This is a genomic window from Synechococcus sp. MW101C3 (genome assembly GCF_002252635.1).
GTDB lineage: Bacteria > Cyanobacteriota > Cyanobacteriia > PCC-6307 > Cyanobiaceae > MW101C3.
The window spans coordinates 1-14,763 of the sequence record NZ_NQKX01000006.1; the positions used below are offsets into that span (position 1 = coordinate 1).

16 protein-coding genes are annotated in these 14,763 nt (G+C 64.8%); 4 read left to right on the forward strand and 12 right to left on the reverse strand.

The annotated features are described in order from the left end of the window. Nucleotides 1–246 precede the first annotated feature (246 nt). Complete coding sequence (locus CJZ80_RS08270; RefSeq protein ID WP_094512395.1) at nt 247–1,239, forward strand: YihY/virulence factor BrkB family protein; 993 nt, start codon at nt 247–249, stop codon at nt 1,237–1,239. A gap of 256 nt (nt 1,240–1,495) precedes the next feature. Continuing rightward, a complete protein-coding gene (locus CJZ80_RS15105; RefSeq protein ID WP_144036990.1) occupies nt 1,496–1,981 on the forward strand; it encodes a zinc ribbon domain-containing protein in 486 nt (161 codons plus the stop codon). Between the two features lie 754 nt (nt 1,982–2,735). Here CJZ80_RS15105 and CJZ80_RS08280 read toward each other — a convergent pair. The 6 genes from CJZ80_RS08280 to CJZ80_RS15110 all read right to left on the reverse strand — a co-directional run bounded on the left by CJZ80_RS08280 (nt 2,736) and on the right by CJZ80_RS15110 (nt 5,617). Continuing rightward, complete coding sequence (locus tag CJZ80_RS08280) at nt 2,736–3,152, reverse strand: DUF2834 domain-containing protein (protein ID WP_094512399.1); 417 nt, start codon at nt 3,150–3,152, stop codon at nt 2,736–2,738. Continuing rightward, nucleotides 3,149–3,463 carry an exodeoxyribonuclease VII small subunit gene (gene xseB, locus CJZ80_RS08285; RefSeq protein ID WP_094512403.1) on the reverse strand — a complete coding sequence of 105 codons (315 nt, stop codon included), beginning with the start codon at nt 3,461–3,463 and terminating at the stop codon, nt 3,149–3,151. Before xseB ends, CJZ80_RS08280 begins: the two co-directional genes overlap by 4 nt. After that, nucleotides 3,460–4,659 carry an exodeoxyribonuclease VII large subunit gene (gene xseA / locus CJZ80_RS08290; RefSeq protein ID WP_094512405.1) on the reverse strand — a complete coding sequence of 400 codons (1,200 nt, stop codon included), beginning with the start codon at nt 4,657–4,659 and terminating at the stop codon, nt 3,460–3,462. The genes xseB and xseA overlap by 4 nt, the downstream gene beginning before the upstream one ends. Further along, the gene (locus CJZ80_RS15795; RefSeq protein WP_255140774.1) at nt 4,649–4,780 is read right to left on the reverse strand and encodes a hypothetical protein; all 132 of its coding nucleotides are present in this window, start codon (nt 4,778–4,780) and stop codon (nt 4,649–4,651) included. Before CJZ80_RS15795 ends, xseA begins: the two co-directional genes overlap by 11 nt. A gap of 194 nt (nt 4,781–4,974) precedes the next feature. Beyond that, nucleotides 4,975–5,121 (reverse strand): chlorophyll a/b-binding protein, encoded by a 147-nt coding sequence (locus CJZ80_RS08295; RefSeq protein WP_094512408.1) that lies wholly within the window; start codon nt 5,119–5,121, stop codon nt 4,975–4,977. Next, nucleotides 5,114–5,617, reverse strand: coding sequence for a hypothetical protein (locus CJZ80_RS15110; RefSeq protein WP_144036991.1), 504 nt, complete (start codon nt 5,615–5,617; stop codon nt 5,114–5,116). The genes CJZ80_RS08295 and CJZ80_RS15110 overlap by 8 nt, the downstream gene beginning before the upstream one ends. A gap of 18 nt (nt 5,618–5,635) precedes the next feature. On the opposite strand from CJZ80_RS15110, the gene CJZ80_RS08300 reads away from it, so the two are divergent. Beyond that, complete coding sequence (locus CJZ80_RS08300) at nt 5,636–6,394, forward strand: HAD family hydrolase (protein WP_233132922.1); 759 nt, start codon at nt 5,636–5,638, stop codon at nt 6,392–6,394. A 65-nt stretch (nt 6,395–6,459) separates the two neighbouring features. On the opposite strand, the gene hrpB is transcribed toward CJZ80_RS08300, so the two are convergent. The 3 genes from hrpB to CJZ80_RS08315 all read right to left on the reverse strand — a co-directional run bounded on the left by hrpB (nt 6,460) and on the right by CJZ80_RS08315 (nt 10,200). Continuing rightward, nucleotides 6,460–9,045, reverse strand: coding sequence for an ATP-dependent helicase HrpB (gene hrpB / locus CJZ80_RS08305; RefSeq protein WP_094512415.1), 2,586 nt, complete (start codon nt 9,043–9,045; stop codon nt 6,460–6,462). A 330-nt stretch (nt 9,046–9,375) separates the two neighbouring features. Next, nucleotides 9,376–9,759 carry a hypothetical protein gene (locus CJZ80_RS08310; protein ID WP_094512782.1) on the reverse strand — a complete coding sequence of 128 codons (384 nt, stop codon included), beginning with the start codon at nt 9,757–9,759 and terminating at the stop codon, nt 9,376–9,378. A 138-nt stretch (nt 9,760–9,897) separates the two neighbouring features. After that, nucleotides 9,898–10,200: a DUF2973 domain-containing protein gene (locus CJZ80_RS08315; protein WP_094512419.1), complete on the reverse strand. Its 303-nt coding sequence runs from the start codon at nt 10,198–10,200 to the stop codon at nt 9,898–9,900. 320 nt (nt 10,201–10,520) lie between these two features. Here CJZ80_RS08315 and CJZ80_RS08320 point away from each other — a divergent pair, with 320 nt between their 5' ends. Continuing rightward, nucleotides 10,521–11,660 (forward strand): trypsin-like peptidase domain-containing protein, encoded by a 1,140-nt coding sequence (locus tag CJZ80_RS08320; RefSeq protein WP_233132923.1) that lies wholly within the window; start codon nt 10,521–10,523, stop codon nt 11,658–11,660. Nucleotides 11,661–11,991: 331 nt separating this feature from the next. Here CJZ80_RS08320 and CJZ80_RS08325 read toward each other — a convergent pair whose 3' ends face one another. From CJZ80_RS08325 to CJZ80_RS08335, 3 genes are all read right to left on the reverse strand, one after another. Next, nucleotides 11,992–12,264 carry a hypothetical protein gene (locus CJZ80_RS08325; protein WP_094512427.1) on the reverse strand — a complete coding sequence of 91 codons (273 nt, stop codon included), beginning with the start codon at nt 12,262–12,264 and terminating at the stop codon, nt 11,992–11,994. Nucleotides 12,265–12,393: 129 nt separating this feature from the next. After that, nucleotides 12,394–12,594, reverse strand: coding sequence for a hypothetical protein (locus tag CJZ80_RS08330; RefSeq protein WP_094512430.1), 201 nt, complete (start codon nt 12,592–12,594; stop codon nt 12,394–12,396). Nucleotides 12,595–12,998: 404 nt separating this feature from the next. Continuing rightward, the gene (locus CJZ80_RS08335) at nt 12,999–14,726 is read right to left on the reverse strand and encodes an ATP-binding cassette domain-containing protein (RefSeq protein WP_094512435.1); all 1,728 of its coding nucleotides are present in this window, start codon (nt 14,724–14,726) and stop codon (nt 12,999–13,001) included. Between the last annotated feature and the right edge of the window lie 37 nt (nt 14,727–14,763).

Here is a 14,763-nt window from a genome sequence, read left to right on the forward strand (position 1 = left end):
TGATGATGAATCGAGAGAAGCAAAACACTGAAAGCCACCCGAAAGGGTGGCTTTTTTGTTGGTTGCGTGTTGGCTGGAGGATGGATTGCTGGTGGGGGAGATTCAAGACACATGCTGGGCATCATTTGTTCATGGGTTTCGCCTCTTCGCTCCCAGCAAGTGCTGCTGCAACAGGACTCTGTGAGGCGTGATCCAGCTGCCCATGCCAAGAACTGCGCTGTGCAGCCGCTGGTGTGTGCTTAAAGTATGCAGGCTGGCCGTGTTGATACTGTGCCGATCAGGCTTCCGCTGGCAGCAAAGAGGCTCGCTCTGACTGGTTGGAGGGCCTATCGCCTCTGGGATCATTGCGACTGTATTGACCTCAGTGCGGCCTTTGCGTATCACACACTTCAATCCATATTCCCAGTGTTGCTGATCGTGCTCTCTACTGCGAGTGGCATTCTCGGCAGAGAGGATGGGCTTACTGAACAGATTATCAGTTGGTCTGCCCAGTTTTTCCCCGAGGCTTCTTTGCCACTGATTCGCACCACTCTGCTCAAGTTGCAATCTGCCAGGGCCAGTGCTGGTTGGTTTGGGTTGGGGATGTTGTTGCTCACCTCCAGCAACGCCTATCTCACACTGCAGCGTGGGGCTGATCGTCTCTGGGGCGATGACTCGGCCATCCCTTCCGTTGCCTCTCCCATTCAGCAACAGCAGCCCTGGTTCGCTGTGCGCCGCTTTGTATTGCAACGCCTCAAGGCGTTTGGGTTCGTGGGTTCAGTCGGTCTCCTGTTGGTGATTGATCAGCTCACCACTAACCTCCGATCAATGGGCACGCAGACGTGGCGTTCCATGTTTGATTCACACTTTTCCTGGTTGATCCAGGTCTTCCTTCCTGACCCGACCGTGTTGAATCTGGTGGGGTCGCTGCTCATCTCCGTGTTGGTGGCACTTCTTCTTTTGCGCGTGTTGCCTTCAGGGGTGACGCCTTGGCGTCCCCTGCTGCCTGCTGCGTTGTTGATCGGGGTGGTGCAGTTGGTGTTGAACCTAGCGGTGGGCCGCAGTCTCGTTTCCCTAGGGACCCGCTTTCAGGCCTATGGCGTGATCAGTGGTGTGCTCGTGCTGACTCTTTGGGTCTGGTTGCAGGGTCTGATTTTTTATTACGGCATCGCATGGAGCGTCGTTCTGGGCCGGCGGCGCAGTGGGGGCGATCCACACCTCGATTCGGCCGATCGTCTTGCGCCATTCGCGCGAGGATAATGGGAGCTAGGAGTAAACGCGTGGCCCGACCAGGTCTCTCCCTCCGACCACTCCCCGCCAGCCTTTTGCTGCTTGCTGCCGGTGTGGGCTCCATCGTTCTGATTGGCCTTCTCAGCCTTGCCTTGGTGCCTGTGCTGCTGGGGGCTGGCCTCCTGCTTTGCTTTCTGGTGGGCGTTGTGCTTTTCAGTTGGGCTGGTATTGAGGGGCTTGCGGCTCTGGAGAGGTGGATCGAAAGCGACCCTCGCTTTCAACGCTGATGGAGCGGCGGATTCCCTGGGTCTGGATTCTGTTGGGTGCTCTGCTGCTGCTGGCACCGGGACCTGCTGGACGGCTCATCCTTGATCTGTTGGGTGGACTCACCCTCATCATTGTGCTGCTGCCATTTTTGCTGGCCGGCGGTGGATGGGTGGCGTGGAGAATCATTAGCAGCCGCGTGCGCACTTGTCCCACCTGCGGACTCACCACCCTGTCGGCGGTGAACTGCCCGGCCTGTGGATCCCGACTTGATCTAGATGGACCACAGGCTCGTGGCGTCGATCAGCAAACACAGGCACCAATGGACGCCGGATTACGGCGAAATCCGCTTTCTGCCTCGTTGTTCAACCGCTCTCTTTTCATTCAGGTCGATGACGACCCTGGGAGGGACCAAGCGAGCCGCACGACTGGTTCAGAACGCGAGGCAACCGATGTGACCATTGACGTTGCTGCCAGGCCGATCAGTGACAACGAACCGCCGGAATGATCCAGCACCGATGACACTGTTTGTGTTGATCGTATCCAGAAGAGAATGAGGAGACCCCCGGGTGAGTACGGTCTCCCATCGCTAACGGCCGACACCACATGAGGGTTAGTGAGTCAGCGGGACCCCTGGCCGTAAACATACAGACTCTGCTTCGGGCATCTACACTTGATACCGTTCGCGCCGCCAAAGCATCCAACACTGTCGACATCGCCGATGTCCCCACTGATTGTCTCCGTGAACACCATTGAAGCTTGAACCCTGTTGTCAGCGGTTTTTTCAACCGCCGGCATCACTGTTCACCGACGCTCAAGCGGCTGAACTGGTGACTCGCCTCTATGCGGCTGCTGAAAGATCAACCGAGCTGCGGGAGATTGGCCCAACGGAACCGAGCAGAGGCGCGGCCAGCAGGAACGGACCGGTCCTCTCTTCTCCTACGTCCCCAACCAAGGACCGAATCCCCAAGCGCCACGCCATGCGGCAGGCACAGGAGTTGGACCACTAGGTGCTCGACCGGCTGACTCCAAGCTTTTTCAGGCTGTACCCCGAGGGTGCCTGGCCCCCAATCCCTCCTGAGCAGTTGCTGATGGCCCTGTTGCTGCAGGGGATCTACGGCAATCGCACGGAGCGGATGCTCACAGATGCGCACAGGAATCGCCCGATTGGCCGATCGACCTCCCCACATGGCGCCGACAAACGCCGCCGGTGGTGGTGCAAGCGCTACAGCAATCGGTTGAGCGGCAATTTCAGCGGGCTCCTATCCGCTGGCTGCGTTGGTATGGTCCAGCTCCTGCAACCGCCGTTCGCGAAGGAACAGGAACAAAGGAGCACCGCAGGCGAAGGCCAGCGTCACACAGCAGAGGAGGCAGATCGCGATGCCCTTCACCTGCAGCCTACGGGCTTCTACCACCATCCAGATGGTTATGGCTGTAGCGCCAATGAAAAGATCACGCGAAAGAGACTGCGCCGCTGGATTGGCATTCGCCAGGCGGAGGAACAGACCCAGATCAAAGGCGCTGTTGCTGAGCTGGATGAACTCCAGATTGGCCAGCCAAGGCAGGACGGCTCCCGCCACCGCCAACGCCAGATAGATCCACTGAAGTCGATGCGAACTGGCGGGCGCCCCTGTGATCGGAAGGAAAGTGGGCCGTTCTGACCGTTCCGGGATTGTCATGGCTGCGTCTCGATGAATGGGGCGGCAGTGGCTTGATCACTTGCGTTGACCTCAAGCTGCAAGACCTCTTGCTCCACCTGCTGCAGTACGGCTTCGCAACGGTGGCCGTAGGCCAGTGCCCGCTGATAGAGCTCCGCCATTCTTTCCACCTCAAGATCCTCCGACTGGAGCTGGGCCAGGGCCAGCTCCAGTGCCGTGAGGGCTTGGCTGTATGTGAGTTCGCCGATCTCCGCAGCCCAGTCGGGCGGAACGCCGGCAAGGGGGCCTGCTGCGCGGGCTTTGGGCTGTGGCTTGCTTTTGCGTAGGGTCATGAAGGGGGCAAGCTGACGAAAGACTCCACCATGGCTTCGCCGATGGGGCTGGTGTCGGTGACCTGAACGTCCGCTAGCCCATCAGTCCATTCCAGCTGAAGGTGCTGGCCGATGCCCACCTGTCTGAGTGAACGCACCAGCTGACCGTTCTCGCCACGGGCCAGACAGAAGCCCCGACGCAGCAGGCGTTGAGGCGAAAGGGCTTCGCGCAGATTCTCCAATTGCTGAAGCCGCTGGCGACGGTCCTGCAGGACCCGGGCGGGATGGCAGCGGTCGCGCTGGGCCGCTAGGGCGAGCAGGTTCTGGCGGTGGCTCTGCAGGCGCCAGCGCAATTCGCCGCCCAGCTGGGACCTGAGCGAGCGCAGGCGCTGGAGGGCACTGGCGCGGTCCGGCAACAGGGCCACCAGCGCAGCGGTGGGTGTGGCGGCCCGATAGTCCGCCACCAGGTCAGCGATGGTGGTGTCGCTTTCATGGCCGAGCCCGGTGATGACGGGGAGCGGGCACGTTGCCAGAGCCTGGGCCAGTCGTTCACCATCGAAGACGGAGAGATCTTCACGGCTCCCCCCACCACGGGCCAGCACCAGCGCCTCAAGGCCGAGGGCGCCGGCGTGCCGGCCCGCAGCGGCAATGGCACGACAGATCTCGTCCTCCACGCCCCCCTGCACAGGGATCGGCAGGATCACGATCCGGGTGGCCGGCCATCGTTCCCGCGCGGTGCGAAGCATGTCCGCGAGCGCTGCGCTCGGCACGCTGGTGAGTAAGGCAATCGCCTCGGGGAGAGCGGGGAGGGGACGTTTGCGGGCGGCACTGAAGATCCCGGACGGTTCCAGCAGGTCGCGGACCCGCTCAAAACGACGCAGCACACTGCTGAGGCTTGGCCGAACGTCGAGAACCTGTACACAGAGAGTGGCCCGCGCCGGCCAGAAATTCAGCTTCCCCACCACCGTGACGCCGTCCCCATCGCCGGGGCGAAAGCTGAGACGCGGCAACTGGGAAGCCCACACCACACCGGCAATGGAGGCCTCTTCGTCCATCAGCGTGAGCCAGAGGTGACCCTTCTTGAGCTGAGGCCGGGACACCGTGGCTTCGATCAGGAAGCGTGGCGCGAAGCCCCGCTCGATCAAAGTGCCGATCGCCACGTTGAGTTCGGCGACGCTGAAGCGGGGGAGAACACCGGTGGCGGAGTCAGCGTTCAAGACGGCCGTAGCAGAAACCCCAGTAGAGACTCACGGCGGCGGCCACCAGGAAAATGGATCGGCCGCTGGGGTGATCAAAACGGACCAATCCCGCGGCGCACACCACGAGGGCTGTGCTCAACAGGCGAGATCCATCGCGTCGGTTCTTGACGTAGAACGGAGCCAAGCGAGCAACGTCGGCACGGAAGGCCCAGTCTTGCCGATCAGCAGTCGTCGTGGTGGACCAGTGGACAGGCCCACTGTGAAACGTCAAAGGAATAGGCCCCACCACTCCTGAAGAAGCGGCGAGGCCAATGGGACGCTGCAGGCAGGAAATCAGCCCAGGCCGATCTGGGAGAGAATTCCCTGGCCGGTCAGCACTTCGGTGGTCAGGCCGATCACGAAGCCCAGCATGGCCAGGCGGCCATTCCAGGTTTCCGCGAAGTTGACGAAGCCGAAGCGGGGGGAGGTGGAGTCAGCCATGACGCAAGCTCAATGACAGATCAAATCGTAACGAAAGATGGGGATGGCTTGACAGTTGCTGGTCTGTCGTTGGGAGGTTCGGGAATCCGTTCTGGTGATGCTTGCTCCACCGTGTTTCCGAGGGTTCTACCAACTGCCAACGACCAACCGGCAAACAGCCAGCAGTTATTGAGCCAGCAGACAGCCACAGACAACTGCGGCAGAGGCCGCCGACCAGCACTTCGCGAGCCAACCCGCCGCAGTTCAGCCCTCCGCAACCCAGCGCTCGGCAATCCACCCCTTTGCGATCGTTCACTCCGCACGCTTCAGCGATCAACGCTCCACCCGTCAACGCCCCACCGATCAACATCCCATCGTTTACCCCGCCATCGATAACCACCCCTTCAAACAGCACGCCGGCGGCCAACACTTCGGTGAACATCTCACCAACGACCACCGCGCCATTGGCCATCCCGCCGCTGATGTCCGCGCCATCAGTCGCTGCGCGACCGACCATCCGGCCACGGCCCAGCTGGTGGCTCGACTGCCGCGGGAGCCGCAGCTCGTGCTCGTCACCGATCTCGACGGCACGCTGCTGGAGGGCAGTCCGGCGGCCAAAGGCGCCTTCTACGCCTGGCTGGAGCAGCGCCGCGACCGGGTGCTGCACGTCTTCAGCACCGGCAGGGATCTGGCCTCCGTGGGTCGCTTGCTGCTCCAGGAGACCATCCAGCGGCCACCAGCTCCCCATCTGGTGATCAGTGACGTGGGCGCCACCGTGGCTTGTGGCACCAGCCTGGCGCTACTGCCGGGTCTGGTGGATCCGATCGATCGCCGCTGGCAGGGCTGCGCGGAACGGCTGGCCCCTCTGCTGCGGAACCAGCCCGGGCTCAGCCCCCAGCCGGTGAGCGCCCACCGCCGCCTCGCCTACGACGTGGATCTTGGCAAGCTCGACCCGGGCCTGCCGTCCCGCCTGAGCGACTTGGGGGTGGATTGCCTCATCTCCGCCGACCGCTACCTGGATGTGCTGCCGGCGGGAGTCAACAAGGGCTCGACACTGCAGGCACTGGTGGAGTGGCTGGAGCTGGATCCGAACACAGTGATCACCGCCGGCGACAGCCTCAACGATCTGGCCATGTTCGAGACCGGCCTCAAGGGCGTGATGGTGGGCAATGCAGAACCCGCCCTGCGCCAGGAGCTGCCCCGGCTGCAGCGCACCTATGCGGCGCGCGCTCCTGGCTGTGAGGGTATAGCGGAGGGGTTGAGGCATTTCGGCTTTGCCCACCTGTTCGACTGACACTTCGGGCCAGCCCTTCGACGTCGGCTCGTCGCTGCCACATCTTCGCCGCCGTCATGTTGCGGTCATTTCCGGGCAGCGGGCTTGGCGCGGCTCGTGGGCAGGGCCTGGCGGGGATCCTCCGGCCAGGGATGGCGCGGATAGCGGCCCCGAAGCTCGGCGCGCACCTGCCGGTAGCTGCTGCCCCAGAAGCCGTCGAGGTCCTGGGTGATCTGGACCGGGCGGCCCGCGGGGGAGAGCAGGTGCAGGGTTACGTTCAGGCGCCCCTGGAGCAGCGCCGGCGTGCGGCTGCAACCGAACATCTCCTGCAGCCGCACGGCCAGCACGGGGGGAGAGTGGCCGTAGTCGATCGGTACCAGCCGTCCGGATGGCACCAGCAGCTTGGCAGGCAGGAGCTGGTCCAGGTCGCGGCGGCAATCCCAGGGGATCCCCGACCAGAGCGCTTCCTGTAGATCGAGCGCCTGCAACTCCTGCAGGGAACGCCGGCCGGCGAGTTGATCGCCGAGCCAGGCGCCGAAATCACCCCCCAGGGCCGCCTCGCTCCGGTCGGGCCAGGGTGGCCCCAGCTCCCGATGGGCCAGGCAGAGGCGTTGCTGCAACTGCCGGCTCCCGGCGCTCCAGGGCAGGGCGATGAGGCCGTGCTCCCGCAGGCCCGCCATCAGGGCGTCCTGCACCTGATCGAGCGGGGCGTCCTGCCAGGGCCGCCGGCTCAGCACCAGGGTCCCCAGTCGGTGCTCCCGCACGGCCACCACCCGTTGCTCCTGGCCATCCCAGCGAACCGTTGCCACGCTGCTGCCTTCAAGCTGGGCCAACTGCTCCAGGCTGGCCCTCGCCAGGGGGAGGGCCAGCAGAATCCGCGCCTCGCTGCCTCCGGCGTCGGCCCGGGCGATGGCCAGGACCTCGGCGCCCGCCAACGGATCGCCGGGATGGAGCCGGGCGCCGCGACCGTTACGCATCAGAAAGCGGCCCCCGGCTTCCTGACGGGCCAGGGCCACCTGCTCCGGGTAGGCCAAGCCGATCAGCACGGCCGCCTGCTGGGCTTCAGAGCCACCCGTGCTGGCTCTGAAGCCGCTGGTCGCCAACGGTTGGGCCACGCGCCACCCGCCCGCCTGCCGCTGCAGCTGTGCCAGCTGTTGGAGCAGGAGCTGACGGCGAGGGTCAGCGCCTCCTTGCCTCAACCAGTCGAGCCGCCGCAGCAGATCCGAGCCGGCTTCCTGTAGCCCGAGCGGATCGCGGGCCTCCAGCAGCACCGCCAGCTCGCAGGCCAACGGCAGCAGGTTGCGCTGCTTGGCGATCAGCAGCATGTGGGCGAGCCGGGGATGCAGGCCTAGCTGGGCCATGGCACGGCCATGGGCCGTGATGCGGCCGTGGACGTCCGTGGCTCCGAGCTGGCCCAGCAGGTCGATCGCCGCCAGCAATGGCTGCTGTGGGGGGGGATCCAGCCAGGGCAACGACCCCCCGGCTCCAGCGCCCCACTGCGCCAGTTGCAGGGCCACCGGCAGGGGATCCCGCTCCAGCAGCTCCGGCAGATCGAACGGAGGACGCCGCTGCTGCTCTGCCGGCGACCAGAGCCGCAGACAGCGGCCCGGGCCCAGTCGTCCGGCCCTGCCCTGACGCTGGGTGGCTGAGGCCTGGCTCGCCGGCTGCGTGACCAGCCCATCCATGCCGGTGCCGTGATCGAAGCGGCTGCGACGGCTGAGGCCGCTGTCGATCACCAGACGCACACCCGCGATCGTGAGCGAGCTCTCGGCGATGGCGCTGGCGAGCACTACCTTGCCCGCCTCGCTGCGTGCCTCCCGCATGGCCGCCGACTGCGCTCCCAGCGGCAAGCCACCGTGCAGGGGGGCAAGTTCCAGCTCCGCCCCCCAGCCAGTGGCCTGGATCGCCCGTTGGCATTGGAGGATTTCCCGCTGTCCGGGCAGAAACACCAGCACGGTTTCGCCTGTGCCGCGGGCTTCCAGCCAATGCTGCTCAAGCCCGCGCACCACCTGCTGCTCCAGGGTCTCCTGCGGCCTCGGGGGCTGGTACGCCAGTTGCACCGGGAAGCTTTTCCCTTCACTGCGGATCACTGCGGCCTCCGGCAGCTGGCGGGCCAGCGGGGTGAGATCCAGCGTGGCCGACATCACCAGCAGGCGCAGCTCCGGCGCCAGCAGTGGCCGGGATTCCAGTAGTAACGCCAGGGCGAGATCCGTGTCCGCTCGGCGCTCGTGAAACTCGTCGAAGATCACACACGACACGCCCGTGAGTGCGGGATCTCCTTGCAGCCGCCGCAGGAACAGCCCATCGGTCAGCACTTCAAGCCGGGTGGCTGCCGAACAGCGCTGCTCAAGCCGCACCCGATAGCCCACCGTGCCGCCCACCGCTTCATCGAGGCTGGCGGCGAGCCGCTGTGCGGCGGCCTTGGCCGCCAGACGCCGGGGCTCCAGCATCAGAACGGTGTGGGGTTCAGCCTGGGGCAGTTGCTCCTGCAGGCGGCGCAGTAGCGCCAGCGGGACACGTGTGGTCTTGCCTGCTCCGGGGGGGGCGTGCAGCAGCACTGTGGATCCGGCCGGCTCAAGCCGCTCCAGGATGTCCGGCAGAACCGCCTCAATCGGCAGGGGGGCCTTGGACGGGCCAGAGGCCGGAGGGAAGCTACGCCCGAGCGGTTGCATGCCGGATCTCAGCGGCAGTCCGACGATGGTCCCCGGCAACGCAGGCGGGGGTCAGCCGGAGGTCGCTGCGGGATCAGCCGAGCAGCTTCAGGATCAAAGCCAGCAGGGCGGTGCTGAGCAGCCCGAGGGATGCCAGCAGTCTCACCAGGGGTCCGATGGACAGGGCCAGCGAGGACATAAAGAAAAACGGAAGAAACCGATGCGTCCGTTTTAGCGCCCCTCTGGACCACAGGTGGTGGTCTTAGCCACGTTTCTTTGCCTGTTGATCAGGGGTAGCGCCGCTGCCACGCCGATCGTCAGCAGCTTGCGCACGGCACCGCCGGCCGCCTTTCAACGCACGTGACGGGCGCCATCCACCGGGTGATACGCCTCGCCGGTGGTTTCTTCGTAGACGACTGCCGGCAAGCCGGTTTCAAACATCGTCTGCAGGGCTTCCTTCAGGTAGGGGTTCCAGCCCCCGGTGGTGACCTTGCCGTGCCGCACGGTCCAGTCCCAGGTGCCCTGCAGGTCGCGGGGGATCCTGCCCTCCCGATCGCGGCGTGCCACGAGATCCTGGGATTCCACCAGGCCCACCAGGATTGGATCCTTGCCGTAGGAGGGCGTGAGGCTCAGCTCCAGGCGGATCGGATCTTCCTTTGTGAGCTGGAGGCGAAACCGGGGAGGAAGTTTGAGGCTGCGCAGAACGGCCGCCACGATTCGAGTTCTCTGATCCAACTGTCGGCCTCCGCCGTGATTCGGTTCTACGTTCTGGTTGTACCAGCCCATGGGACCGCAGCAGGCTGATCCGGTGCGCATGTGCGCAAGCCAAGGCTCCGCTCAGAGCGGGTAGCAGTTCATGGCGCCTTGGCTGGGCTAAGGGGTTTCCGGAGGAAGAACCGTTTCCTCCGCACCATCACTGAAGCGCACTGTCAACAGATCCTCCTGGGTAAGGCTGCCGTCGGCGTCGAGTAACTCCGGGTGGATGGTGAGACGGCCGGTGCGGTCAGTGCTCTCCGGCTGAGCACTGACCGGGGCGAAGGGGCTGGGAAACGGGAGATCGGCGGGTCGGGAGACCGCTGTGAATCCCTTGGCCATCACCCGGAACGCCTGCCACAGCAGGCCAAGCAGGCAGGCGCCGTAGAGGAGGGGAAATAGGCGGGCGAGAAAGGGGTCCATCGGTGATGGGCAAGCTGCCGTGGCCGTGGAAGGCCATGGCCCATCATCGCCTGCTTGAAGACCCGGGTGCCATGCTCCAGGCCCAGAGGGTGCTGCAGGCGGCGCCAAAGGCGAGAAACACCAGCAGAACGCTGCTTGTGTCCATATTCATTCATAAAAGTTCTTCAACCCTAGGGGCGGAGCGTCTTGCGTGCAGAGATCCTTTGAGCCTGCGCTTTGCCGCACTTCGTCACACCTTCACTGCCGCAGGCGTTCCTCAACGCCAGGCAACACCGTTACGGTCGGAATCACGTCCCGTTCCTGTTCTGATCGCCATGTCCATGAGGCGTTTGTCTCTCCGCCAGCTGCCTTATCTGCTCCCCCTTGCCGTTCTGCTGGCCTCCCCGGTGCTCACCCGGCCCGCTCCTGCGCCGGCCCAGGCTCAGCCAGGCGGTGCGCCTGGGCTCTCCCGGCAGTCGTTCGTCGCGGACGCTGTCCGCAGCGCCGGGCCGGCGGTGGTGACGATCGACACGGAGCGAACGGTGGTGAGCGGTGGCGGCTCAGGGCTGCCGCGCGGCCTGATGGCTGATCCCTTTTTCCGCCAGTTCTTCAACCTGCCCCAGGCTCAGCAGCCGTCCCAGCGCACCGAGCGGGGTCAGGGCAGCGGTGTGATCTTCCAGGCCGATGGCCTGCTTCTGACCAACGCTCACGTGGTGGAGAACAGCGACCGGGTGTATGTGGGCCTCAAGGATGGGCGCCGGGTGGAAGGGAAAGTGGTGGGGCTTGACCGGCTCACCGATCTCGCCTTGGTGCGTTTGCTGAGCCCAGGGCCGTGGCCGGTGGCCAGGCTCGGGAACTCTGATGCGCTGCAGGTGGGCGACTGGGCGATTGCAGTGGGCAATCCCTTCGGTCTCGATAACACCGTGACCATGGGGATCATCAGTAACCTCAACCGCAACGTGAGCAAGCTGGGCATCACCGACAAGCGGCTGGATCTGATCCAGACCGATGCCGCCATCAATCCCGGCAATTCCGGCGGGCCCTTGCTCAATGCCGATGGTGAAGTGGTGGGGATCAACACCCTGGTGCGCTCCGGCCCCGGCGCCGGCCTTGGTTTTGCGATTCCGATCAACCGCGCCCGCAGCATCGCGAATCAGCTGCTGGCCACCGGCCGAGTGGACCACCCGATGATCGGCGTCGGCCTCGACAACGTGCCCGGCACAAATCCAGGCAGCGCCCCGCGCGGTGCCCTCGTGCGCTCGGTGCTGCCGGGCAGCCCTGCCGCATCAGCGGGTCTGCGGCCCGGCGATGTGATCGTGGCGGTCGAGGGGCGTCCGCTGCCCGGCCCCGCCCAGATGATCGCCGCCGTGGAAAGCAATGGTGTGGGCCGGCCGATGGCGTTGCGCATCATCCGGAACGGCGCTGACATCGACCTTCAGGTCACCCCGACCGCCATGGTGGGCCAGGGCCAGCGGCGCTGATCGATCTCCGGTGCCCAGCGATCCGGGCCACTGAGCAGCTCGCAGAAACGGACGGTGATCAGCAGGGCGACAAAAACGAGCACTGCTGCAGACCCTGGCGAGAGGAATCACGAAGCGAAAGGTCAGAGAAAAGCCATTGGGTCGTCAGACCCAATGGCTTGCTCGTTGGCGTTCAGGCTTGAGTCAAACGGGCTTGGGTCCGTCCTCCTTGGGACAATCGGCCGTGCGCCAATCGGCATTGCGATTGGATCTTGTGAACCATGCAGCCGCTGGTTGAGCGCTGCCGGCCGGAGGGGCTGGCAGCGCTGGGGCGACAGTTCAGAGGCCACCGTCAGAGCACATCCGGGCCAGCCACGGAAAACTCCTGATTCACTTTGAGAGCCGTGGGCTGGCTCTGCCCCGGAGGGTCGCTGAGGCGGCTCGGCGGACTGCCGAGCTGCTGGCGCATCATCCACTCGGTAGCGGCCCGCTGGGTTTGCCAGGCCTGGAGCAGCTGTTTGGCCAGACCGCGCAGCGACTGGGCGTCTCCGGTGGAGTCGATGACGCGGGTCATGCGCTCCAACTCAAATTGCTGGCCAAGGGTGAGGGCGAGCGGTTCGGACATTCCTGGCATCGCGGCGGATCAATGAGCCGCCCCAATGCTACGAAGTGTTTCGAGGTCGCTCGTATCGATCGCCACAGAGTTAGGGGGATCGTGTCAGGGTCCCACCATGGCGGGTCTCGCGCCCAGGGATCAGTGGTGCATCCGCAATTGCTCTACACACTCGGTGATGCAGGCACCATCATCCAGTGAGCAAGTGGTGATGCATTCGAAGTAAGACTCGACAGAGTCTCCTGCGGCATCTCGCCCGAGGGCAGCATCCATGGCGATCATGCCGCCGTCAAGGGCGTCGGCGCCAAAGGAGGAGGAGGAGGTCAGACGGGGATCGCTCATTGGTCCTGCGGCGTGGGATACGGTCAGGATATGCAGATCAATAGGAGGGGTCCAGGAAAATGAGTTTTCCTGCCTAAGCCTTCATGAAGTTTTCTGTGGTATTCGCTGCATAGAGCGGGCTCTCAGGCGCTTCTCCTGCCTCAGGTCCAGGTGATGCATCCGGCCGTAAGCGGGTGTGGAGTGGCGGGAAGCGGGCCTGGCCATGGTTGGCGCCCCGCGCAAAAGGCCTGGACACCACTGACCCCGCACAGCTGAAGCCCGGCTCCGACAGCGGGTGATCAGGCGTTGAGGGGCCGGTGGGATGCACCGATTGGTCCGGTTGCTTTCGGTTGGTACCCCTGCTTCCTGGTGGTCAACCGTCTGGGGTTGGCGCTGTGGCTTGCCCTGGCTGCGGGCGGCCGCGCTCAGTCCTGGCGGGTCTTGCGCGAGGCCGCTTTGGCCTGCTGCTTTTCCTTGTTGGCGGCCGTTCTGGCGCGACGGGCCTGGACCTCCTGCTCCAGCCGATCGGCTTCGGCCTCTTCGCGCTTTTTCTCCAGGTAGTAGGCGTAATCCCCCCGGTAGAGCACCAGCTCGCCATCGCGCAGCTCCACGATGCGGTTGGCCACCTGGGCGATGAAATAGCGGTCGTGGGAGACGATCAGCGCCGCCCCGTCGTACTCCTGCAGTGCCTGCTCGAGCATCTGCTTGGCGGGGATGTCGAGGTGGTTGGTGGGCTCGTCAAGGATCAGCAGGTTGCAGGGAGTGAGCAGCATCAACGCCAGAGCCAGCCGCGCCTTTTCGCCGCCGCTGAGCTGCCCCACCTGTTTGAACACCGCATCGTTGCTGAAGCAGAAGCTGCCCAGCAGGGAGCGCACCTGGGTCTGGGTCCAGTCGGGCACCGCCTCGAACAGGGTGTCGATCACGGTTTTCTCCAGATCGAGTGCCTCGGCCTGGTTCTGCTCGAAGTAACCCGGCACCACGTTGTGATCGCCAAGGCGGGCGATGCCCTCGTCGACCGGCTCCAGACCCATCACCAGGCGCAGCAGCGTCGATTTTCCGGCGCCGTTGGGGCCGACAAAGGCGATCCGATCGCCCCGCTCCACTTCGAGCCCTGCGCCGAGAAACAGGATCCGGTCGCCGTAGCTGTGGCTTATGTCTTCGATCAGCGCCACCTGCCGGCCGGAGCGGGGCGCCGGCGGGAACTGGAAGCTGGGGCCGGACACCCCTTCCAGCGGAGCTTCGATCCGCTCCACCTTCTCCAGCAGCTTTTCGCGGCTCTTGGCCTGGGTGCTGCGGGTGGCGCTGGCGCGGAAGCGGTCGATGTAGGCCTGCTGGCCCGCCAGTTCCTTCTGCTGCCGTTCGAAGGCGGCCTGGGTGGCTTCCCTCTCCAGTGCCTTCTGCTCAAGGTGCTGGCTGTAGTTGCCCAGGTAGGTGCGGGAGATGCCGCGCTCGGTTTCCACGATCTGGTTGCAGATCCTGTCGAGGAAGGTGCGGTCGTGACTGACCACAACGATCGGCACGGGCTGGGCCACTAGGTAACCCTCCAGCCACTGGATCGTTTCCACATCCAGGTGGTTGGTGGGTTCGTCGAGCAGCAGCAGATCGGGATCCTGCAGCAGGACCTTGCCGAGCGCGATCCGCATCTGCCAGCCGCCGGAGTAGTCGCCCACCGGCAGGTCGGCGGATTCGGGGGTGAAGCCGATCGTGGGCAGGAGCTTGTCGATGCGGGCGTCGAGTTCGTAGCCGTGCAGGGCTTCGAAGCGGCTGTGCAGCCGCCCCAGTTCGTGGATCAGATCGTCGAGATGATCGGGGTCGGTGCTGGCCTGCTCGCTCGCCATTTCATGCTCCACCCGGTGCTGCCGGATCAGCACCTCGGCGGCCTCCCCGAACGCCTGGAAGAGCTCCTCCCGCACGGTACGGCTGGGATCCACATCGAATTCCTGCTTGAGGTACACGATGCGGGGATTCCCCTGGCGCACCACCTGGCCGCTGCTGGGTTCCTCAAGCCCGGCGATCAGCCGCAGCTGGGTGGATTTGCCGGCACCGTTCACCCCCACCAGACCGATACGGTCGCCTGGCTTCACTTCCCAGGTGACGTCGCGCAGCACTTCGCCGGTGGGGTAAAGCTTTGAGACGCGTTCCAGACGAAGCACAGCGTGGGGGGTATTGGGAGTTGTGTCCCATCATCAC